Origin of the sequence: Pseudomonas sp. GM25 (genome assembly GCF_000282255.1) — a bacterium.
Taxonomy (GTDB): domain Bacteria; phylum Pseudomonadota; class Gammaproteobacteria; order Pseudomonadales; family Pseudomonadaceae; genus Aquipseudomonas; species Aquipseudomonas aphyarum.
In genome coordinates, this window is record NZ_AKJQ01000055.1 from 1 (window position 1) to 21347 (window position 21347).

The 21347-nt window shown below is 61.5% G+C and carries 22 protein-coding genes; 11 read left to right on the plus strand and 11 right to left on the minus strand.

The annotated features are described in order from the left end of the window. On the plus strand, window positions 1-261 hold a 261-nt coding region (locus PMI24_RS29535; RefSeq protein ID WP_238553856.1), incomplete at its 5' end, for a hypothetical protein. A gap of 228 nt (window positions 262-489) precedes the next feature. On the opposite strand, the gene PMI24_RS21765 is transcribed toward PMI24_RS29535, so the two are convergent. Then, window positions 490-3384, minus strand: a complete 2895-nt coding sequence (locus tag PMI24_RS21765) for a ribonucleoside-diphosphate reductase subunit alpha (protein ID WP_007957741.1) — start codon at window positions 3382-3384, stop codon at window positions 490-492. A gap of 735 nt (window positions 3385-4119) precedes the next feature. Between PMI24_RS21765 and PMI24_RS21770 the strand changes: the two genes are divergently transcribed. Both PMI24_RS21770 and PMI24_RS21775 read left to right on the plus strand, forming a co-directional pair. After that, entirely contained in the window at window positions 4120-4842 is a 723-nt protein-coding gene (locus PMI24_RS21770) for a response regulator (protein WP_007957742.1), read from the plus strand. Further along, entirely contained in the window at window positions 4839-6449 is a 1611-nt protein-coding gene (locus tag PMI24_RS21775; RefSeq protein WP_007957745.1) for an ATP-binding protein, read from the plus strand. Before PMI24_RS21770 ends, PMI24_RS21775 begins: the two co-directional genes overlap by 4 nt. A 6-nt stretch (window positions 6450-6455) precedes the next feature. On the opposite strand, the gene PMI24_RS21780 is transcribed toward PMI24_RS21775, so the two are convergent. Both PMI24_RS21780 and PMI24_RS21785 read right to left on the minus strand, forming a co-directional pair. Further along, complete coding sequence (locus PMI24_RS21780) at window positions 6456-7181, minus strand: 4'-phosphopantetheinyl transferase family protein (protein WP_007957747.1); 726 nt, start codon at window positions 7179-7181, stop codon at window positions 6456-6458. Window positions 7182-7332: 151 nt separating this feature from the next. Next, window positions 7333-8124 (minus strand): dienelactone hydrolase family protein, encoded by a 792-nt coding sequence (locus PMI24_RS21785; protein WP_007957749.1) that lies wholly within the window; start codon window positions 8122-8124, stop codon window positions 7333-7335. Between the two features lie 140 nt (window positions 8125-8264). Here PMI24_RS21785 and PMI24_RS21790 point away from each other — a divergent pair, with 140 nt between their 5' ends. From PMI24_RS21790 to PMI24_RS21800, 3 genes are all read left to right on the plus strand, one after another. After that, complete coding sequence (locus PMI24_RS21790; RefSeq protein WP_007957751.1) at window positions 8265-8870, plus strand: hypothetical protein; 606 nt, start codon at window positions 8265-8267, stop codon at window positions 8868-8870. A 104-nt stretch (window positions 8871-8974) separates the two neighbouring features. After that, complete coding sequence (locus PMI24_RS21795) at window positions 8975-9652, plus strand: response regulator transcription factor (RefSeq protein ID WP_007957754.1); 678 nt, start codon at window positions 8975-8977, stop codon at window positions 9650-9652. Beyond that, window positions 9649-10995 (plus strand): ATP-binding protein, encoded by a 1347-nt coding sequence (locus PMI24_RS21800; protein ID WP_007957756.1) that lies wholly within the window; start codon window positions 9649-9651, stop codon window positions 10993-10995. The genes PMI24_RS21795 and PMI24_RS21800 overlap by 4 nt, the downstream gene beginning before the upstream one ends. 4 nt (window positions 10996-10999) lie before the next feature. On the opposite strand, the gene PMI24_RS21805 is transcribed toward PMI24_RS21800, so the two are convergent. After that, on the minus strand, window positions 11000-11998 hold the full coding sequence (locus PMI24_RS21805; protein WP_007957757.1) for an AraC family transcriptional regulator: 999 nt from the start codon (window positions 11996-11998) through the stop codon (window positions 11000-11002). A gap of 353 nt (window positions 11999-12351) precedes the next feature. Here PMI24_RS21805 and PMI24_RS21810 point away from each other — a divergent pair, with 353 nt between their 5' ends. Beyond that, window positions 12352-13686 carry a dicarboxylate/amino acid:cation symporter gene (locus PMI24_RS21810; protein WP_007957758.1) on the plus strand — a complete coding sequence of 445 codons (1335 nt, stop codon included), beginning with the start codon at window positions 12352-12354 and terminating at the stop codon, window positions 13684-13686. A 143-nt stretch (window positions 13687-13829) separates the two neighbouring features. After that, a complete protein-coding gene (locus tag PMI24_RS21815) occupies window positions 13830-15011 on the plus strand; it encodes a CaiB/BaiF CoA transferase family protein (RefSeq protein ID WP_007957759.1) in 1182 nt (393 codons plus the stop codon). A gap of 8 nt (window positions 15012-15019) precedes the next feature. Here the strand turns inward: PMI24_RS21815 and PMI24_RS21820 are convergent, their stop codons facing one another. Beyond that, window positions 15020-15514, minus strand: coding sequence for a SprT family zinc-dependent metalloprotease (locus PMI24_RS21820; protein ID WP_007957760.1), 495 nt, complete (start codon window positions 15512-15514; stop codon window positions 15020-15022). A 158-nt stretch (window positions 15515-15672) separates the two neighbouring features. Further along, window positions 15673-16275, minus strand: a complete 603-nt coding sequence (locus tag PMI24_RS21825) for a Yip1 family protein (RefSeq protein WP_007957761.1) — start codon at window positions 16273-16275, stop codon at window positions 15673-15675. Window positions 16276-16564: 289 nt separating this feature from the next. Here PMI24_RS21825 and ttcA point away from each other — a divergent pair, with 289 nt between their 5' ends. Next, window positions 16565-17389, plus strand: coding sequence for a tRNA 2-thiocytidine(32) synthetase TtcA (ttcA, locus tag PMI24_RS21830; RefSeq protein WP_007957762.1), 825 nt, complete (start codon window positions 16565-16567; stop codon window positions 17387-17389). A 132-nt stretch (window positions 17390-17521) separates the two neighbouring features. Beyond that, window positions 17522-18196 carry a DNA-3-methyladenine glycosylase I gene (locus PMI24_RS21835; protein WP_007957763.1) on the plus strand — a complete coding sequence of 225 codons (675 nt, stop codon included), beginning with the start codon at window positions 17522-17524 and terminating at the stop codon, window positions 18194-18196. Window positions 18197-18295: 99 nt separating this feature from the next. Here PMI24_RS21835 and PMI24_RS21840 read toward each other — a convergent pair whose 3' ends face one another. From PMI24_RS21840 to arsC, 3 genes are read right to left on the minus strand one after another with little or no spacing between them, the layout of a single operon-like run. After that, a complete protein-coding gene (locus PMI24_RS21840; RefSeq protein ID WP_007957764.1) occupies window positions 18296-18721 on the minus strand; it encodes a DUF2069 domain-containing protein in 426 nt (141 codons plus the stop codon). 1 nt (window position 18722) lies between these two features. Further along, window positions 18723-19319, minus strand: coding sequence for an NAD(P)H:quinone oxidoreductase (gene wrbA, locus PMI24_RS21845; protein ID WP_007957765.1), 597 nt, complete (start codon window positions 19317-19319; stop codon window positions 18723-18725). Beyond that, entirely contained in the window at window positions 19316-19669 is a 354-nt protein-coding gene (gene arsC, locus PMI24_RS21850; protein WP_007957767.1) for an arsenate reductase (glutaredoxin), read from the minus strand. The genes wrbA and arsC overlap by 4 nt, the downstream gene beginning before the upstream one ends. 114 nt (window positions 19670-19783) lie before the next feature. Between arsC and PMI24_RS21855 the strand changes: the two genes are divergently transcribed. Next, window positions 19784-20251 (plus strand): TlpA disulfide reductase family protein, encoded by a 468-nt coding sequence (locus tag PMI24_RS21855; RefSeq protein WP_007957768.1) that lies wholly within the window; start codon window positions 19784-19786, stop codon window positions 20249-20251. 127 nt (window positions 20252-20378) lie between these two features. On the opposite strand, the gene PMI24_RS21860 is transcribed toward PMI24_RS21855, so the two are convergent. Then, window positions 20379-20783, minus strand: coding sequence for an META domain-containing protein (locus PMI24_RS21860; protein WP_007957769.1), 405 nt, complete (start codon window positions 20781-20783; stop codon window positions 20379-20381). Next, on the minus strand, window positions 20783-21217 hold the full coding sequence (locus PMI24_RS21865) for a hypothetical protein (protein ID WP_007957770.1): 435 nt from the start codon (window positions 21215-21217) through the stop codon (window positions 20783-20785). Before PMI24_RS21865 ends, PMI24_RS21860 begins: the two co-directional genes overlap by 1 nt. Between the last annotated feature and the right edge of the window lie 130 nt (window positions 21218-21347).

Here is a 21347-nt window from a genome sequence, read left to right on the forward strand (position 1 = left end):
GCTGCGCTCCCACCCCCGGATAAATCCCTCCACTCAGCCTTCCGATGGGGCCGGCACGTCAAGAGCGGTACTCGAGCTAACGCTCATTGTGTTGAGTGGTTGGAAGCCAAAGCAAAAGCGAAAGCGGAAGTTTATGTGGAAGCTGGTGCTGATGCTGGTTCGGAAGTGAATGCTGAAGCCGATGCCGATGCCGATGCCGATGCCGATGCCGATGCCGATGCCGATGCCGATGCCGATGCCGATGTCGGTGTTGGCGCGTAGGTATGAGTTGACTTATGTGCTTCAAAACCCGAGTTCAACTCGGCCTTTCACGTCGGCGTACCTCCCCCAAACACCTCGGTCAGTTCCCTCTCCCTCCGGGAGGGGGCCAGGGTGAGGGTGGGCTTTTGCTTTTGCTTTTTGCGCGGGCAAAAGAAAACCCCCGACAAACCAGAAGTCTGTCGGGGGTTTCTCGGGTCAGGCGTTTTGCAACGCCCGATTCAGCTCAGCTTATTGGCAAGCTTCGCAATCCGGCTCGTCGATGGCGCAAGCCTTCGGTACTGGAGCCGGGCCGGCAGGGGCTGCCAGGACCGAATCGTCACCGTGGTTGCCGCCGCTGGAAACAGCGTTCAGCTTGCCGGTGTTGATGGTCGACTTCTCGGTGCTGGTTGCGGCCAGGGCACGGAGGTAGTAGGTGGTTTTCAGACCACGGTACCAGGCCATGCGATAGGTCACGTCCAGCTTCTTGCCCGATGCGCCGGCGATGTACAGGTTCAGCGACTGGGCCTGGTCGATCCACTTCTGACGACGGCTGGCGGCGTCAACGATCCACTTGGTGTCCACTTCGAACGCGGTCGCGTAGAGCTCTTTGAGTTCTTGCGGGATGCGCTCGATCTGCTGAACCGAACCGTCGTAGTACTTCAGGTCGTTGATCATGACCGAGTCCCACAGACCGCGAGCCTTCAGGTCGCGAACCAGGTACGGGTTGATCACGGTGAATTCGCCCGACAGGTTCGATTTCACATACAGGTTCTGGTAGGTCGGTTCGATCGACTGCGATACGCCGGTGATGTTGGCGATGGTAGCGGTCGGTGCGATGGCCATGATGTTCGAGTTACGGATGCCTTTCTGTACACGGGCGCGAACCGGTGCCCAGTCCAGGGACTCGTTCAGGTCGACGTCGATGTACTTCTGGCCACGTGCTTCGATCAGGATCTGTTGCGAATCCAGCGGCAGTACGCCTTTGGACCACAGCGAACCCTGGAACGTCTCGTACGAGCCGCGCTCGTCAGCCAGGTCGCAGGAAGCCTGGATCGCGTAGTAGCTGACCGCTTCCATCGACTTGTCGGCGAACTCGACGGCAGCGTCGGAACCGTAAGGGATGTGCTGCAGGTACAGCGCGTCCTGGAAGCCCATGATGCCCAAGCCGACCGGACGGTGACGGAAGTTGGAGTTCTTCGCCTGCGGTACCGAGTAGTAGTTGATGTCGATCACGTTGTCGAGCATGCGCACGGCTACATCGATGGTGCGCTTGAGCTTGGCGGTGTCCAGCTTGCCGTCAACGATGTGGTTCGGCAGGTTGATCGAGCCCAGGTTGCAGACCGCGATCTCGTCCTTGTTGGTGTTCAAGGTGATCTCGGTGCACAGGTTCGAGCTGTGAACAACGCCGACGTGCTGCTGCGGGCTACGCAGGTTGCACGGGTCTTTGAAAGTCAGCCATGGGTGGCCGGTTTCGAACAGCATCGACAGCATCTTGCGCCACAGGTCTTTGGCCTGGATGGTCTTGAACAGTTTGACCTTGCCTGGGTACTCGGTCAGGGCTTCGTAGTACTCGTAGCGCTCTTCGAAGGCCTTGCCGGTCAGGTCGTGCAGGTCCGGTACTTCGGACGGCGAGAACAGGGTCCACTTGCCGTCATCGAAGACGCGCTTCATGAACAGGTCAGGGATCCAGTTGGCGGTGTTCATGTCGTGGGTACGACGACGGTCATCACCGGTGTTCTTGCGGAGTTCGATGAACTCCTCGATGTCCATGTGCCAGGTTTCCAGGTAGGCACATACAGCGCCTTTGCGCTTGCCACCCTGGTTAACGGCGACGGCGGTGTCGTTCACCACTTTCAGGAACGGAACCACGCCTTGCGACTTGCCGTTGGTGCCCTTGATGTACGAACCCAGTGCACGAACCGGCGTCCAGTCGTTGCCCAGGCCACCGGCGAATTTCGACAGCATGGCGTTGTCGTGGATCGCGTGGTAGATGCCCGACAGGTCATCCGGCACGGTGGTCAGGTAGCAGCTCGACAGCTGTGGACGCAGGGTGCCTGCGTTGAACAGGGTCGGGGTCGAAGCCATGTAGTCGAACGAGGACAGCAGGTTGTAGAACTCGATCGCACGGTCTTCTTTCTGCTTCTCTTCGATCGCCAGGCCCATGGCCACGCGCATGAAGAAGATCTGCGGCAGTTCGAAACGCACGCCATCCTTGTGGATGAAGTAACGGTCGTACAGGGTCTGCAGGCCCAGGTAGGTGAATTGCTGGTCGCGCTCGTGGTTGATCGCCTTGCCCAGTTTTTCCAGGTCGAAGGAGGCCAGCACAGGGTTCAGCAGTTCGAACTCGATACCTTTGGCAACGTAGGCCGGCAGGGCCTTGGCGTACAGGTCGGCCATTTCGTGGTGAGTGGCGCTTTCGGCCACGCCCAGGAAGCCCAGGCCTTCGGCACGCAGGGTGTCCATCAGCAGGCGGGCGGTCACGAACGAGTAGTTCGGCTCGCGCTCGACCAGGGTACGGGCGGTCATCACCAGGGCGGTGTTGACGTCGTTCAGGGCCACGCCGTCGTACAGGTTTTTCAGGGTTTCGCGCTGGATCAGGTCGCCGTCGACTTCAGCCAGACCTTCGCAGGCTTCGGTGACGATGGTGTTCAGGCGGCCCATGTCGAGCGGCGCGAGGCTGCCGTCGGCGCGGGTGATGCGGATCGACGGGTGAGCGTTGACCGCGGCCTCGGCCGGGGCGTGTGCAGCGCGTTCTTTCGAACGACCGTCACGGTAGATCACGTAGTCGCGAGCCACTTTCTGCTCGCCGGCACGCATCAGGGCCAGTTCGACCTGGTCCTGGATTTCTTCGATGTGGATGGTGCCGCCCGATGGCATGCGACGCTTGAAGGTCGCGGTGACCTGTTCGGTCAGGCGGGCAACGGTGTCGTGGATTCGCGACGAAGCGGCAGCGGTGCCGCCCTCAACTGCGAGAAACGCTTTGGTGATAGCGACGGTGATCTTGTCATCGGTGTAAGGAACGACAGTGCCATTACGCTTGATCACACGCAGTTGGCCAGGCGCGGTGGCAGCCAGATCCGAATTCGAATCGGCGGCCTGCGGCAAGGTGCCCTGCGGGTTCTCGCGAGTTGTGTCGGTTTGCATGGGTGTCTCCACGTTCTCTATGTTTGTTTGGGCACCATCACGGTGCCCACCGTTCCGTCCTGAAGCACTACGACCGGCAGTTGCCGGGTAACGACTTCGGGACAGTTCAGGAAGGGGGCCTTGTGGGCGCCGCTTCCATGCCGAAGTCTTCGGTTCGCGCGATACGCGTGAAACCGCATTCCTTTCGGGGAGCAGTTTGGGACTGCAACACCCGTACCGTTTACGCCGTGATCGGCTGAAAAACGGTAGCCATCCGCAGGCGCGGTTTGGGCTTCTGAAAATACGTTTGGTTCAACCCGACAATGGCAATAAAAAGCCTTGAATTCACTGTCCGGTTTGTGTTTGGTTTTTTGGCCTCAACCCCTACATGTAGGGTTTTTTCAAGCGCGGGCTACAAGATAATGCGTTTTGGGGGAGGATTGCAACGGACAGCCTGTGGATAACCCTGTGCGTAAATTGTGTGCGAAATGTCGAATTCACGTGTAGGCCGCGAACCTGCTGAGCTAGACCGTTTGTCACTGTTTTCCACCGCAAAAAAATGCCGCGGCGGAATTTTGAGGGCGCGAACCCTATCACAAAAATCCGCCTTGTCCGAACGCATTTACCGACTTGTGTTCTGGCTGTACGCCGTTTATACAATCGGCCCATGCGCACGCATTCTTATCCTCCTTAAAGATGACAAAAAGACGGGAGGATCCTTCCTTTATAAGCAGCATCGGCAAGCAGAGGTCACCCGTGGAGCAAGAAGCCTGGCAGGTATTGATAGTCGAGGACGACCAGCGTCTGGCCGAACTGACCCGTGAATACCTGCAAGCCAACGGATTGCGCGTGGAGATCGAAGGCAACGGTGCACTGGCGGCGGCGCGGATCATCAAGGAACAGCCGGACCTGGTGATCCTCGACCTGATGCTCCCCGGCGAAGATGGCCTGAGCATCTGCCGCAAGGTCCGTGACCGCTACGAAGGGCCGATCCTGATGCTCACCGCGCGCACCGACGACGCCGACCAGATCCTCGGCCTCGACCTAGGTGCCGACGACTATGTCTGCAAACCGGTGCGCCCGCGTCTGTTGCTGGCGCGCATCCAGGCGTTGCTGCGACGCAGTGACACACCGGAGCCGCCGGCGGGCAATCCGCGTCGGCTGCAATTCGGTCCGCTGGTGGTGGACAACGCCTTGCGCGAAGCCTGGCTCAGCGACAGTGGCATCGAGCTGACCAGCGCCGAATTCGATCTGCTCTGGCTGTTGGTATCCAACGCCGGGCGGATCCTGTCCCGGGAAGAAATCTTCACCGCACTGCGCGGCATTGGCTACGACGGCCAGGATCGCTCGATCGATGTGCGCATCTCGCGCATCCGCCCGAAAATCGGCGACGACCCCGACCACCCGCGCCTGATCAAGACCATCCGCAGCAAAGGCTACCTGTTCGTGCCGGAAGCCTGCGCAGACCTGCCGCTGTGAACTCGATCTTCCTGCGCATCTATGGCGGCATGTGCGCGGCGCTGATTCTGGTGGCGGTACTCGGTGTGCTGGCGCTGCACCTGCTCAACCAGGTGCGCAGCGAGCAATACCGCGAGCGTCTGGCCCACGGCACGTTTTCGCTGATGGCCGACAACCTGCAACCGATGAACGAAACCGAGCGCCATCGCGCCTTGCTGGTGTGGGAGCGGCTGCTCGGGATTCCGCTGGCGCTGAAGACCTTCGCCCAGACCGACCTAGACCTGACCCAGCGCACCCGGGTGCAGCGCGGCCAGGCGCTGGTCGAGCAGACCGGCCCGCACGCGGCCAAGGTCTATCGACTGGTCAGCGACAAGGATCAACTGGTGCTGGTGGGCGAGGTGCAGCAGATCAGCGAACAACTGGCCCGGGCGACCATTTACCTGTTGGCCGATGAACTGGTGCGGGTGCCCGTGGGCGAGCAGCCCAAACGGCTGGCGCAGTTGAAAGAAGACAAAGGCTTCGGCTTCGATTTGCGGCTGGTCACCGTCAGCGACGCGGACATGGACGAAGACCAGAGCCGTCGGGTGTCCGAGGGCGATACGGTGATGGCGCTGGGCAAGGGTGGCGATTCGATCCGGGTGTTCGCCGGCATGGTCGGCACGCCGTGGGTGCTGGAAATCGGGCCGCTGTATCAGATGAACCCGTACCCGCCGGAATGGCTGGTTTTGATCGCTGCCCTCGGCCTGACCCTGATCGGCCTGATCGTCTATTTATTGGTGCGCCAGCTCGAACGGCGTTTGCGCGGGCTCGAAGCTGCCGCAACGCGCATCGCCAAAGGCAGCCTGGAAACCCGGGTGCCGGCCCGTGGTGCCGACTCGGTGGGCAAGCTGGCGGCGGCGTTCAACGGCATGGCCGAGCACTTGCAGCAGTTGCTCGCGATCCAGCGTGAACTGGTGCGCGCGGTGTCCCACGAACTGCGCACGCCGGTGGCGCGTCTGCGTTTCGGGCTGGAGATGATCGGCTCGGCCACCACCCCGCAGGCGCTGGAAAAATACCGCGAGGGCATGGACCACGACATTGAGGACCTCGACAAACTGGTCGATGAAATGCTCACGTACGCCCGGCTGGAGCAGGGCTCGCCGGCGCTGACCTTCCAGCGCATCGATCTGGATGCACTGGTCAATCAGGTGATCGAAGAGCTGGCGCCTCTGCGTGCCGAAGTCACGGTACAGCGCGGCTTGTGCCTGTCGGCGGCGGATTGCGATGACGCGTGGGTCGAGGCCGAGCCGCGTTACCTGCACCGGGCCCTGCAGAACCTGGTGAGCAACGCCATGCGCCATGCACGCTCGAAGGTCACGGTCAGTTATCAGGTCGGGCAGATGCGTTGCCGGGTGGATGTCGAGGACGACGGCCCCGGGGTGCCGGAAACCGCCTGGGAGAAAATCTTCACGCCGTTCTTGCGCCTGGATGACAGCCGCACCCGGGCGTCCGGCGGGCACGGGCTGGGCCTGTCGATCGTGCGTCGGATCATCCACTGGCACGATGGCCGGGCGCTGATCGGCAAGAGCAAGAGTCTGGGCGGAGCGTGCTTCAGCCTGAGCTGGCCGAGGAATCAGGAGCGGCGCTGAAACCGCTTACGCCTGGATGCTGACCAGACTCAGCAACTGCCCGTCCTGCACGCCGAATTGTGCATCGAGCTCTGTGCCGTTGCGCCATTCACTGGACAGGTCCGTCAGCAGCCGCAGCCGCACCTGACCCTGTTCATTCCACTCCAGTACCTCGGCGTGTTCGAAGTAGAAGCGCTGCTGCACGATCGGGTACAGCGCCTTGAACAGGCTTTCTTTCACCGAAAAGGTCAGGGTCACCCAGAGCGCGATCTGATCCCGGGAACCGGCGGCCATGCGCTGCAATTCCGGTGGGGTCAGGATCTCTCCGGCCAGTCGTTCGGCGCGTTCGGCGTTGAGCAGGTTTTCCAGGTCCATGCCCAGTCCGCGCCAGTGCTGCTTGTTGGCGACAATCGCCGCCGCACGACCGGTGCTGTGGGTGATCGAGCCGCAGATGTGCGCCGGCCAAATGGGCGCGCGATCCTCGCCGATCGCCGGAACAGTGCTCGAGCCTTCCAACTGCTGCAACGCCGCCCGGGCGCAAATTCGCCCGGCGAGGAATTCCGCCTGCCGCTTGGCCACCGAACGCTGAATGCTCGGCGGCGGCTCGATGGCGCTGCGCCGGAAGTCATCGCCGAGCAATTGTGACGGGTCGAAATGGGTGCTCAGCAGCACGGTGTCGGGCAATACCGTCGGCAGCGGCCAATGGGCATCGAGCGGGGTGCAGCAGGCGGGGAGGAAAGGGCTGGCAGTCATGTCGGCATTTTGCCGGTAAGCGTCAGGGCTGGGTAGTGGCAAGGTTTAAATCGGCGGCGCGATCATCGCCAGCAGGCTGGCTCCCACAAACGCTCGCCATGCAAATGTGGGAGCCAGCCTGCTGGCGATGGCCGCGCCGCGATGTCCCTGCCTAACCAAAAATCTTCTTGAAGAACGCCTGCATGTCCGCCCAGGATTTTTCATCGGCAGCCTTGTTGTAGCCGATATCCGGGCCACCGTGATCGCCGTGGCTCAGGCGATCCGCGTCAGGATTGCTGAACCCGTGCTTGGCACCGTCAAGGCTGACGAATTGATAGTCGGCGCCGGCCTTGTCCATTTCCGACTTGAACGCCGTGACGTTGTCCGGGGTGACCATGCTGTCCAGCGCGCCGTGTTCGACGAGGACTTTCGCCTTCACGCTGCCCGGCGTAGCCGGAGTCTTGGTGGCCAGCGCACCGTGGAAACTCACCACGCCGGCCAGCGGCACACCCTGACGTGCCGCATTCAGCACCACGCCACCGCCGAAGCAGTAACCGATGGCGGCGATTTTATCCTTGTCGGTCTGCGGTTGTTTCTTCAACAGATCCAGCCCGGCCTGAAAGCGCTTGCTGGCCGCATCGGCGTTTTGCGTGGCGGCTTGCATGAACGCCATCGCGTCTTTCGGGTGCTCGGTGTTCTTGCCTTCACCGTACATGTCGATGGCCAGCGCGCTGTAGCCGAGCCCGGCGAGATCCCGGGCGCGGCGCTTGGCGTAGTCGTTCAGGCCCCACCATTCATGCACCACCACCACGCCGGGGCGCGGGCCCTTGATCGCGTCGTCGTAGGCGTAGTAACCGATCAGCTTCGTGCCGTCGGCACTCTGATAGGGGATTTCCTCGGTCTTGATCGCAGCCTGGCTGAGGCCGCTGAAGACAAGGAGGGCGAGGGTTAAAAGCAGGCGCATGATCGGGTCTCCTGACAATAAAGGTTCAAAACAGCCTAGTTCATTTCATTCAGGCGAGGTTCAGAGAGCGTTCAGGGGCGGTACAGGGGAGGGTCAGTAACCTTGCGCCATACCCGAAGAGCACAACTGAGGAACACTCAATGACTCGTTTGAACAAACTGCTGCTGGCTTTCACCGTCATGAGCGCAAGCATCGCCGCCCATGCCGACACCACCACCAACTTTGCCGGCCTGACCTTTGGCCAGACCAGCGACAAGATCAAGAAATCCAACGCCCTGAACGACAACCTCGGCCATCCGGACGCCACCGCGGCCATCGACGGCAACAACACCTACGGCCTGCGCCTGGGTCAGCAAAACAGCCAGGGTCGTTACTACGCCACCTACGACAACGTGTCCGGCTCGCACAATGGCATTAAACTGCGCCAGGAAAACCTGCTGGGCAGCTACGATCTGTTCTACCCGGTGGGCAGCAGCACCAAGCTGTTCGGCGGTGCCACGGCTGGTTTGACCAAGCTGACCCAGGACTCGCCGAGCTACAGCCGCGACAGCGACATCGGTTACGCCGTCGGCGGCCAGTTCGGTGTGTTGCAGCAAGTCTCGCAGAACACCTCGGTCGAACTCGGTTACCGTTACCTGCGCAGCAACGCCAGCACCGAGATGAAAGAGAGCGGCGGCAGCAAGCAAGGCTCGCTGGATTTGACCAGCAGCGCCCAGACTTACCTGTCGGCCAACTACGCTTTCTAAGCGATTGGCGTCAGGCCCGCGCCGGGTCGTCCTTCGAGGGGCGACCCGGCGCAGCCATGTGAGGCGAAAGCCTTTGGAGTTGTCGATTTACCCGGGAGAGCGTCATGAAACTGTTGGTCGTCGAAGATGAAGCGCTGTTGCGCCATCACCTGCAAACCCGCCTGACGGAGAGCGGTCACGTGGTCGAGTCCGTGGCCAATGCCGAAGAGGCGTTGTACCAGACCGGGCAATTCAACTTTGACCTGGCGGTGATCGACCTCGGCCTGCCGGGCATGGGCGGGCTCGACCTGATCCGCCAGTTGCGCTCGGGCGGCAAGACCTTTCCGATCCTGATCCTCACCGCGCGCGGCAACTGGCAGGACAAGGTCGAAGGCCTGGCCGCCGGCGCCGACGATTACGTGGTCAAGCCGTTCCAGTTCGAAGAACTCGAAGCGCGGCTCAATGCCTTGCTGCGCCGCTCCAGCGGTTTCACCCAGTCGACCATCGTCGCCGGCCCGCTGTTGCTCGACCTCAATCGCAAGCAGGCGACCCTCGATGAGCAACCGCTGGCGCTGACCGCTTACGAATACCGGATCCTCGAATACCTCATGCGTCATCACCAGCAAGTGGTGCCCAAGGATCGGCTGATGGAACAGTTGTACCCGGATGACGACGAGCGCGATCCGAACGTGATCGAAGTGCTGGTCGGCCGTCTGCGCCGCAAGCTTGAAGGTCCGGCCGGGTTCAAGCCGATCGACACCGTGCGCGGCCTCGGTTATCTGTTCAATGAGCGCTGCACTTGATCCGTTCCCTTCGCGTCCGGCTGATGCTCGCCGCCACCACCCTGGCGGTGTTGTTCATGCTCGCGTTGCTCCCGGCGATGCAGGGCGCGTTCAGCCTGGCGCTGCAGGACTCGATCGAGCAGCGGCTGGCGTCCGACGTCACCACGCTGATCTCCGCCGCGCGGGTTGAGAACAACCGATTGATGATGCCGGCGCAGTTGCCCGACGAGCGCTTCAACCTCACGGACAATCGCTTGCTCGGCTACATCTATGACCGCGAAGGGCATCTGGTCTGGCGCTCGAAGGGCACCCAGGAAGAGAAGATCAACTACACGCCGCGCTACGACGGCCTCGGCAACGAGTTCGCGCGGATCCGCGAAGCCAACGGGCAGGAATTCTTCGTCTATGACGTCGAAGTGAAATTGCTCGGCGGCAAGAGCGCAGCCTTCAGTATCGTGGCCCTGCAACCGGTGCGCGAATACGAAACCACGCTCGAAGGCCTGCGGGAAAATCTCTACCTCGGATTCGGTGCGGCGCTGCTGGTGCTGCTCGCATTGCTGTGGATCGGCCTGACCTGGGGTCTGAAAGCCTTGCGCCGGCTCAGTCAGGAACTCGACGAAATCGAAGGCGGAACCCTCGAAAGCCTCAGCGAACAGCACCCGCGCGAACTGCTGCGCCTGACCGGTTCCCTCAACCGCCTGCTGCACAGCGAACGCCAGCAGCGCAGCCGTTACCGCGATTCCCTCGACGATCTGGCCCACAGCCTGAAAACCCCGCTGGCGGTATTGCAAGGCGTCAGCGAAGACATGGCCCAGCGCCCCGAAGACCGCGATCAAGCCTGGGTGCTGCAAACCCAGATCGAACGCATGAGCCAGCAGATCGGCTACCAGTTGCAACGCGCCAGCCTGCGCAAAAGCGGTCTGGTGCGCCATCAGGTGCGCCTGCGCCCGGTGCTGCAAAGCCTGTGCGACACGCTGGACAAGGTCTACCGCGACAAACACGTGCGTGTCGCCTTCGATCTGCCGGAGCACTGTTACGTGCCGATCGAGCAGGGCGCCCTGCTGGAAATGATGGGCAACCTGCTGGAAAACGCCTATCGCCTGTGCCTGGGCGAAGTGCGCATCAGCGTGCGTGAAAGCCATTCCGTAAGCGAACTGTGCATCGAAGACGACGGCCCCGGCGTACCACCGGATCAGCGCGCACGGATTCTCGAACGCGGCGAACGCCTCGACCGCCAGCATCCGGGGCAGGGGATTGGTCTTGCGGTGGTCAAGGACATCATCGAGAGCTACAGCGCCAAGTTGACCCTGGGGGATTCGCCGATGGGCGGGGCGGCGTTCAGGATTCATTTTCCGGCGGTGTGACGGTCTACTGCTCCTGCGCCCGATAAGCCCCCGGCGTCAGCCCCGTCCACTTCTTGAACGCCCGGTGAAACGCCGACGGCTCGGAAAACCCGAGCTGTTCGGCGATCTGTTGCAACGACAGATCCGCCCGCCCCAGGTGATAAATCGCGATGTCGCGGCGCAGCTGATCCTTCAATTCCTGAAAACTGGTGCCTTCCTCGCGCAGATGCCGGCGCAGGGTTTGCGGGCTGATGTGCAGGTGCGCGGCCACGGCTTCCAGGTCCGGCCAGCGTGCGCTGTCGTGGCTGAGCAAACGGCGCAGTCGGCTGCTCAGGCTGTTGCCGTCGTCCGGGCGGGACAGCAGGTCGGCGGGGGAGCGTTCGAGGAAATGCTTGAGGGTGCGTTCGTCCTGCAACAGCGGCATGTGCAGATAACGACTGTGAAATACCAGGCTGCTTTGCGTTGCCGAAAACTCCAGCGGGCAGGAAAACAGCAGATCGTATTCCGCCCCGTGCGCCGGTTTCGGGTAGCTGAAACTCGCCTGTTCCAGGCGAATCCGCTGGCCGATCAGCCAGCTGCCGAGACGGTGCCAGATCACCAGCAGGCTCTCGCTGAGAAAGTGATCCGGGTCCCACAATTGCGTATCGTCGAGGCTCAGGCGCACCCATTCGTCTTCATGGCTCAGGGTCAGGCGCGGGGCTTCGGGGAATAGGCTATAAAACAATAAGCCGCGTTGCAGAGCCTTCTCCAGGCTGCGGCAATGAATGATGGCGTGGCACATCATGGCGAAGCTGCCGGGTTTGCTCGGCGCGTTGCCAAAGCCCAGGTATTCGTCGTCCAGGGCCAGCCACAGGTTCTGGATCAACTGGGTGAATTGCTCCGGGGCGATCCGCGCGCGCGGCTCGTCAAGCAGTTCGGAACTGATGCCCAGTTGCTGCAGCAGGTCCGAATAGTCGTAACCCGAGCGCCGCGCGCCACCGAGGGCGGCGCGGGCAAAGTGACTGGCGATGGTGCGTTCGCGCATGAGCGGCAGATCCTTCCTCTGGCGATCGATGGTAGCGGCTGCCTTTGATCGGTAACAAGGCGGATTTCCGCCAAATTGTAGGACGAGGTCGGGCGAGTTGGCGGAAATCCGCCACACTTGAGTAATCGAACGGTGACACAGAAAAAGCCGTATCCCCTGATATCAAAAGGCTTGCAGCGATTTGCACCAAAGTGGCACGACGTTTGCGATAAGAGCGACAGAAGCGTGCGCCGAGCCGGTCCGGAAAAGCGCCGTTCGACACAACAAATCCCTCCAGTGCAGGAGGGTTCGCAATTCAAGTGTCGCGTTCAACAGATGGATGTTGCCACGCGGGACTCTTGAGGAACTTTGCAATGACGACTCGTCAGCCACTGTACAAATCCCTGTATTTCCAGGTGATCGTCGCAATCTGTATCGGTATTGCGCTCGGCCACTACTACCCGCAGTTCGGCGTGGCCGTAAAGCCGCTGGGTGACGGGTTCATCAAACTGATCAAAATGATCATCGCCCCGATCATCTTCTGCACCGTGGTCAGCGGCATCGCCGGCATGCAGAACATGAAATCGGTCGGCAAGACCGGCGGTTACGCACTCCTGTACTTCGAAATCGTTTCGACCATCGCCCTGCTGGTCGGCCTGATCGTGGTCAACATCGTGCAACCGGGCAACGGCATGCACATCGACGTCAGCACCCTCGACGCCTCTAAAGTCGCGACCTACGTGGCCCAGGGCGCAGACCAGAGCGTTGTCGGCTTCCTGCTCAACGTGATCCCGACCACCATCGTCGGCGCGTTTGCCACCGGTGACATTCTGCAAGTGCTGATGTTCTCGGTGATCTTCGGTTTCGCCCTGCATCGCCTGGGTGCCTACGGCAAGCCGATCCTGGACTTCATCGATCGCTTTGCCCACGTGATGTTCAACATCATCAACATGATCATGAAGCTCGCGCCAATCGGTGCCTTCGGTGCGATGGCGTTCACCATCGGTGCCTACGGCGTCGGCTCGCTGGTGCAGCTGGGTCAACTGATGATCTGCTTCTACATCACTTGCCTGGCGTTCATCCTGATCGTGCTCGGCGGTATCGCTCGCATGCACGGCTTCAGCGTGCTGAAGATGATCCGCTACATCCGTGAAGAACTGCTGATCGTGCTGGGTACTTCCTCCTCGGAATCGGTACTGCCCCGCATGCTGATCAAGATGGAGCGTCTGGGCGCGAAGAAATCGGTGGTGGGTCTGGTGATCCCGACCGGCTACTCGTTCAACCTCGACGGCACCGCGATCTACCTGACCATGGCGGCCGTGTTCATCGCTCAGGCGACCGACACCCACATGGACATCACTCACCAGATCACCCTGCTGGTAGTGTTGCTGCTGTCCTCCAAAGGCGCAGCCGGTGTGACCGGTTCGGGCTTCATCGTGCTGGCGGCCACCCTGTCGGCCGTAGGCCACCTGCCGGTGGCCGGTCTGGCGCTGATCCTCGGTATCGACCGCTTCATGTCCGAAGCCCGCGCCCTGACCAACCTGGTCGGCAACGCCGTTGCCACCATCGTTGTGGCCAAGTGGGTCAAGGAACTGGACACCGACGTGCTGGACGCCGAGCTGGCGTCGGGCGGTCGCGGTATCGCCGATACCCGTCCTGAAGATGACCTGGGCGTGGCCGAAGGCCCGACCCCGAGCAATGTGAAGTAAGCATCGCTTGAATGGAAACCCGCCTCGGCGGGTTTTTTCTTGCCTGCTGTTTGAGCGCAACGGTCAGCGCAACTGATGGATCCGGTAATTGCCCCATCGCCGATGGCTGCCTAGGCTGCATGCATCGTTGATGGAGATCGCCCATGTCTGCACCGCTGGCCTCACTGAAGATTCTGGATTTCTCGACCCTGCTGCCGGGGCCGTTCGCCTCGCTGCTGCTGGCGGACATGGGCGCCGAGGTGCTGCGCATCGAATCGCCGACCCGCCTCGACCTGGTGCGGGTGTTGCCGCCTCACGATCACGGCGTCTCGGCCAGTCACGCTTATCTCAACCGCAACAAGCGCAGCCTGGCGCTGGACCTCAAGCAGCCCGAGGCGCTGGAGCTGGTGAAGCAGTTGCTGGTGGATTACGACATCGTGCTGGAGCAGTTCCGCCCCGGTGTGATGGAGCGCCTGGGGCTGGGATACGAAGCGCTGAAGGCGGTCAATCCGAAGCTGATTTATGTGTCGATCACCGGTTACGGCCAGACCGGACCGTACAAGGATCGCGCCGGCCATGACATCAACTATCTGGCGCTGGCCGGGCTCTCCAGTTACACCGGGCGTGCCGACAACGGGCCGTTGCCGCTGGGCATGCAGGTGGCGGATATCGCGGGCGGCTCGTTGCACGGGGTGATCGGCCTGTTGGCGGCGGTGATTTCCCGCCAACAAACCGGGCAGGGCACGCATCTGGACGTGAGCATGACCGACTGTGCATTCAGTCTGAATGCCATGGCCGGTGCCGGGTATTTGGCCTGTGGCGAGGAGCCAGGCTGGGAGGATCAGATGCTCAATGGTGGCAGCTTCTACGATTACTACCGCTCCCGCGACGGGCGCTGGATGTCGGTGGGTAGTCTGGAGCCGGCCTTCATGCAGCAACTGTGTGCGGCGCTGGGCCGGCCAGAGCTGGCGGCGCAGGGTTTGTCACCCAAACCCGAGCAGCAGCGGGCGCTCAAGGACGCCTTGAAGGTCGAGTTCGAGAAACATGACTTTGCCGAGCTGTGCGAGCTATTTGCCAGGATCGATGCCTGTGTCGAACCGGTGTTGAACCTAGGCGAGGCGGTGCAGCATCCGCAATTGCAGGCGCGGGAACTGGTGACGCAGGTGCCGCGTGGGGATGGCTCGTCGCAGGCGCAGATGGCGTGCCCGCTGAAGTTCTCCGAGGCATTGCCGGCGCCGCGACATGTCGGGGCGGCGCTGGGGCAGCATACGGATCAGGTGTTGGCGGAGTTGGGGTTGAGTGCTGAGCGAATTGCCGAATTACGTGCCGCGAAAGTCGTCGCGTAGCTTGTGGATTACTCGACCCGCATCTCGCCACTGAACACCAATGTGTTCCGACAGCGCCGGCACAAATAACGCCGCCCCTGCCGGACCAGGCTATGGCGCTGCGCCGAAAACGGAAAATCGCTATCCGCACACGGGCATTTATAGATGTAGCGGGTCACGCTGCGGCGTTTGACTTCATAGGTATGGCAGCGGTCCGGCGGCAATTCGTAAACGCCGCGCATGATCAGTTGCCACTCCTCGCCGTGGGGCTGGATGCGGTCGCCGAACAGTTGATGGGCGATCAGGTGAGCGACTTCGTGGGCCACGGTCTGCTTGAGGAAATGTTCGGTGTTTTCCCGGTACAGCTGCGGATTGAAGCGCAGCAGGTTCTCGTGCAGATGCGCGACCCCGGCTTTTTGCCCGCGCAGCTTGAGGCTCACCACGGGGCGTTTGAAGGGACGTTTGAAAAAGGATTCAGCGAGTTGGAAACAGTCTTCGACGCGGGTATTGAGTTGCTCGGGCATGCTTGATGGATCTCCAGAGATTTGGAGTATGCCGCAACCTTTCGGCGTTGCGTATCGCCAAACTGCCGAATGGTCGCGACGTTTATTCCAGGCATGAGAAGGCCGCCTTGCGGCGGCCTGTGTTGGCGGATCTTGTTCTTCTCGGGAGGAACCGGTCGCTAATTGGTGTAGACGGGCCCCACGCCCAGTCCCCAGACAATCACGGTAAACGCCATGATGGCGACCAGCACCACCAGACCCACTGCCAGCACCGAGCTGGAAAACAGGAAACCCTCGTCGGACGGAATGTTCATGAAGGTCGGCAGCCCCACATACAACAGGTACACCGTGTAGCAGATGGCCGCCGTGCCGACGATCATCCCCAGCCACATGTGCGGATAGAGCGCCGCCAGCCCGCCGACAAACAACGGTGTCGCAGTGTAGGTGGCAAATGCCACGCAACGGGCCAGGCTCGGGTTGGCGTCATAGGTGCGGGCCATCCAGTGCACGAAGGCACCCATGACCGCGACCCCGCCGAGCATTGCCAGATAAGACATGATCGTCATCCACAACGCGCTTTCGACGGTGAGCATCACCGGTGCGCGGTTGCCGATCACCCAGCCGACCTGAGTCGTGCCGATAAATGCCGAAACAGCGGGGATCGCCGCCAGAATCAGCGTGTGCGTCAGGTACATGTGGCTGATGCTTTCTTCCTGGTCGCCACGGATTTCCTTCCATTCCTGATCAGGGTGGGTAAAAAGTCCCACTACGTGATGGATCATGCCAGTCACTCCTCTCGTTATTGCCATCGCCCCCCAGCGGAGCGCCTACGGGCCAATGCGGCCGAGCAAATACAGGTCTTCAGATTGTGTGCGACCTTATGTCGCAGTATAGAAAGGTCTTAACCGCACAGGTGATAGGGGCTTAGAGCAAATCGCGCTGTAAAACCTCGGGGTAATCGCGTCGGGGTCTGTGCAAACGGGCATTCGAGGGGGCGACAACCTGTGGCCACAACCCCGGTGTTTTTGCGTAAAATGCCCGCCTTTCGTCACACCTCACGGATTTCGCGTCATGGGCACTCTTACGGTCAACCAGAACAAACTGCAAAAGCGCCTGCGCCGCCTGGCCGGCGAAGCCGTCACCGACTTCAAAATGATCGAAGACGGCGACAAGGTCATGGTCTGCCTGTCCGGGGGCAAGGACAGCTACACCATGCTCGACGTGCTGATGCACCTGCAGAAGGTTGCACCGATCAAGTTCGAGATCGTCGCCGTGAACATGGACCAGAAGCAGCCGGGTTTCCCCGAGCACGTGCTGCCGGCCTACCTGAAAGAGCTGGGCATCGAGTACCACATCGTCGAGAAGGACACCTACTCGGTGGTCAAGGAGCTGATCCCGGAAGGCAAGACCACCTGCTCGCTGTGCTCGCGCCTGCGTCGCGGCACGCTGTACACCTTCGCCGACGAAATCGGCGCGACCAAAATGGCCCTCGGTCATCACCGCGACGACATCGTCGAGACGTTCTTCCTCAACATGTTCTTCAACGGCAGCCTCAAGGCCATGCCGCCGAAGCTGCGCGCCGACGACGGCCGCAACGTGGTGATCCGTCCGCTGGCCTACTGCAACGAGAAAGACATCCAGGCCTACTCGGACTTCAAGCAATTCCCGATCATCCCGTGCAACCTCTGCGGTTCTCAGGAAAACCTGCAACGTCAGGTGGTCAAGGAAATGCTGGTGGACTGGGAGCGCAAGACCCCGGGCCGTACCGAAAGCATCTTCCGCAGCCTGCAGAACGTGATCCCGTCGCAGCTGGCTGACCGTAACCTGTTTGACTTCACCAGCCTGAAGATCGACGAGACGGCGGCTTCGCGTTTCGTCAATGTCGTAAACCTGTAAGCCGTACCCATTGTGGGAGCCAGCCTGCTGGCGATTGCGATGTGCCAGCCCCGACATGGTTGACTGACACTGCGCTATCGCCAGCAGGCTGGCTCCCACATTGGTTTTTCGTTTCATTCAAAAGGAGAGGGCATGCGCGACTACAAGTGGCTGCACGAATACTGTCTGAACCGCTTCGGTTCGGCGGCTGAACTGGAAGCCCATCTGCCCGTTCCCAAGACCCCGGCGCAACTGCGCAAGATCAGCGACGACCGTTACCTCTCGACCATGGCCCTGCGCGTGTTTCGGGCCGGGCTCAAGCACAGCCTGGTAGACGCCAAGTGGCCGGCCTTCGAGGAAGTGTTCTTCAAGTTCGACCCGGAAAAGGTCGTGCTGATGAGCGCCGAACACCTTGAGCGGCTGATGCAGGATGCGCGGATCATCCGTCACCTGGGCAAGCTGAAAAGCGTGCCGCGCAATGCGCAGTTCATTCTGGATGTCGAGAAAGAGAAGGGCAGTTTCGGCGCGTTGATTGCCGACTGGCCGGTGACCGACATTGTTGGCCTGTGGACCTATCTGAAAAAGCACGGCCATCAATTGGGCGGGCTGTCGGCGCCACGGTTTTTGCGGATGGTCGGCAAGGATACGTTCGTGCCGAGCTACGACGTGGTCGCGGCACTGAATGCACAGAAGATCGTCGACAAGGTGCCGAGCAGTCTGCGGGATCTGGCGACGGTGCAGAACGCGTTCAACCAGTGGCATGAAGAGAGCGGTGGACGGCCGATGAGCCAGATATCGATGATGCTGGCGTACACCGTCAATCATTGATACCGCGTCGCCCGTATCGCTAGCAGGCTAGCTCCCACAGAAGATTTGTGAATTACGCAGATCCAGTGTGGGAGCCAGCCTGCTGGCGATAGCGGTGTGTCAGGCGACGGAGACTTCGCCTTCGCCCGCCAGTTTGCGATTCAGCTGATACCGCCACCGCACATACAGCAACGCCGAGCAGAACACCGCCAGACTGGCGATCATCTCCAGCACGCCAAACATTTGCCGGCTCGGGTCATACGCGGCCAGCGCGCCCTTGATGAAATACAGGTTCACCACAAAGCACATCCACGAATGCCCGCGTGCGCTGCCCATGATCATGCCCGGTGCGAGCACGATCCACGGGATCAGCTCGATCAGCAGAATCACCCACGGCCGCGCGCCGTGCAGGTCGGCGAACACCAGGTAATAAGCGGCGAGCAGTCCGGCCAGGCCGAAAAAGCACAGCAGACTGATCACCCGCATGGCCCGTACCCGTGGCTCCAGCCACTCGACGGCGGGCAGGACTTTCGGCTTTCTGGCCATCTCAGTTCCCCAGTTTCTGGGCCGTCTTGGCCAGGCGTGCGCCGAGGGCGCGGCACAGCGCCACTTCGTGCTGATCGAGACCGCTTTTGCCGTCGGCCCCGGCGTGATGGCTGGCGCCGTACGGCGTGCCGCCGCCCTGGGTTTCCAGCAGCGCCGATTCGCTGTAGGGCAGACCGGTGATCAGCATGCCGTGGTGCAGCAGCGGCAGCATCATCGACAGCAGCGTGGTTTCCTGACCGCCGTGCAGGCTGGCGGTGGAGGTAAACACCCCGGCCGGTTTGCCGACCAGCGCGCCGGTCAGCCACAGGTTGCTGGTGCCATCGAGGAAGTACTTGAGCGGCGCGGCCATGTTGCCGAAACGCGTCGGGCTGCCGAGGGCCAGGCCGGCGCAGTTCTTCAGGTCATCCAGCGTGGCATACAGCGCGCCTTCATCAGGAATGTCCGGTGCCACGGCTTCGCACTCGGTGGAGATCGCCGGCACGGTGCGCAAGCGCGCTTCGAGGCCGGCCTGCTCGACGCCACGGGCAATCTGCCGGGCCATCTCGTTGGTCGAGCCGCTGCGGCTGTAATACAGAACCAGAATGTACGGCGCACTCACGGCAACAGCTCCAGGATCTGCTCCGGTGGGCGGCCGATGACAGCTTTGTCGCCGGCTTCGAGAATCGGTCGCTCCATCAACTTCGGATGCGTCGCGATCGCTTCAATCAATTGTTTCTCGGTGAGACTGGCATCGGCCAGGTTCAGGGTCTTGTATTCGTCTTCGCCGGTGCGCAGCAGTTGCCGTGCGCTGATGCCCAGCTTGCCGAGCAAGGCCTTGATCTGCGCGGCGTCCAGCGGGGTTTCGAGGTAGCGCACCACGTTCGGCGTCAGGCCACGGGCTTCGAGCAGTTCGAGCGCACCGCGGGATTTCGAGCAGCGCGGGTTGTGATAAAGCGTCAGATCGGTCATGGGCGGGTCGCTTCTTGCGTAGAGTGGCGGCTATTCTAACTGTGCAGCGCGCAATCCAGAACCTTGGGAGGCGATGGGTCGCAGGCGCATTCAATTTTTCACAAGGAACACGACATGACACGGGCACTGGCAGCGGCATTGACGATCATCGGGGCGTTGATGCTGGGGGGCTGCGGTAACGACTACGGCATCGACCAGAACGGGCAGAAAGTGGCGTCCGAGCGCCTCGACAAACAATGGGTCGTGCTCAACTACTGGGCCGAATGGTGCGGCCCGTGCCGCACGGAAATCCCGGAACTCAATCACCTGGCCGACGAGCTCAAGGGCAAGAAGATCGGCGTGTTCGGGGTCAATTTCGACAACGTGCAGGGTGAAGAGCTGAAGAGCGCCAGCGAAAAACTGGGTATCAAGTTCACCGTGCTGGCGCAGGATCCGTCGGAACTGTTCGAACTGCCGCGCAGTGAAGCCTTGCCGGTGACTTACATCATCGACAACAAGGGCAAGGTGCGGGAACAGTTGATGGGCGAGCAGACGGCGGCGGGGGTGATGGCGAAGCTTGAGGCGTTGCAGGCGACCAACTGATTCGCCTTGGCTGATCGTTCCCACGCTCTGCGTGGGAACGCCGCCCCGGACGCTCCGCGTCCGCTGTGACGCAGAGCGTCACTGGATGCATTCCCACGCAGAGCGTGGGAACGATCGATCTAAAGGATCAGCCTTCTTCCAGCCACCAGCGCAACGGCTTGCCTTCAGCCGGCCAGAAGCGCATCTGCTCGATCGGCGAGATGTCCCAGCGCTCCACGTGTTCCAGGGCCTGGAGGAAGCGTTGCTCCTGTTCCATCAGCGCCGGTGCGCAGAGTTTGCGGGTCTTGCCGATCTTGCCGAAGCTCAGCTTGTCGCCTTCCAGGGTGTACGGCGCGAACCAGTGGTTGCAGCCGCCATTGCCATACGCCCGGCCATCATCGCCGAGGGTCACGGTCAGGTGGCTGTAGTCCATCAGCGGACGTTCGCCGATCCATTCCAGAATGTAGCTGCGGTTCTGTTGCAGTTGCACAGGCTCCGCGGCGCAACCCATAAGGCCGGCGCCGACAGCGGCGGTCAGGGCCAGGTGTTTCATCACGCCGGCTCCTGGCATTTCGGGCACAGGTGCTTGTCGCCGACGGCTTTCCAGCCCAGTTCCGCGATGCGTGCCGTGGCGGCCGGTTTTTCCGCAGGCTTGCCCAGCTTGGCGTCCACCGCGAATTCGAAGCTCAGCTCTTTGGCGCAACTGTCGCAGTTGACCTGCCAGGTGTGGATCGCCAGCTCACCGAACACCGGGCCGGTGGTCATGGCAGTCCATTGACCCGGTGGGTTGATCAGGTGGCGGACGGTGTCGACGGTCAGGCGCATGGACAAGTCCTTGCTGCCTTTGAGGGTCACGACCAGCACGTCGCCGATGCGGATCGAGCCACCGTTGCCGGTGACCTGATAACGGCCCGGAACCAGGGCGCGGCATTCGGTGAGGGTGTGTTGCGGGTTCATCAGGGTGTAGCGGAAATCGTGTTCGACCATGGGTCCTCCAAATATGCGCGACATGCTAGCACGGGCTTGATTGCAGAATGATGCGCGCGTGCGACCTTCGATCCGGTTCAAATCGACACCGCAGTCGTGGCAAACTGCCGCCTTCATTTTCAAGGAACGG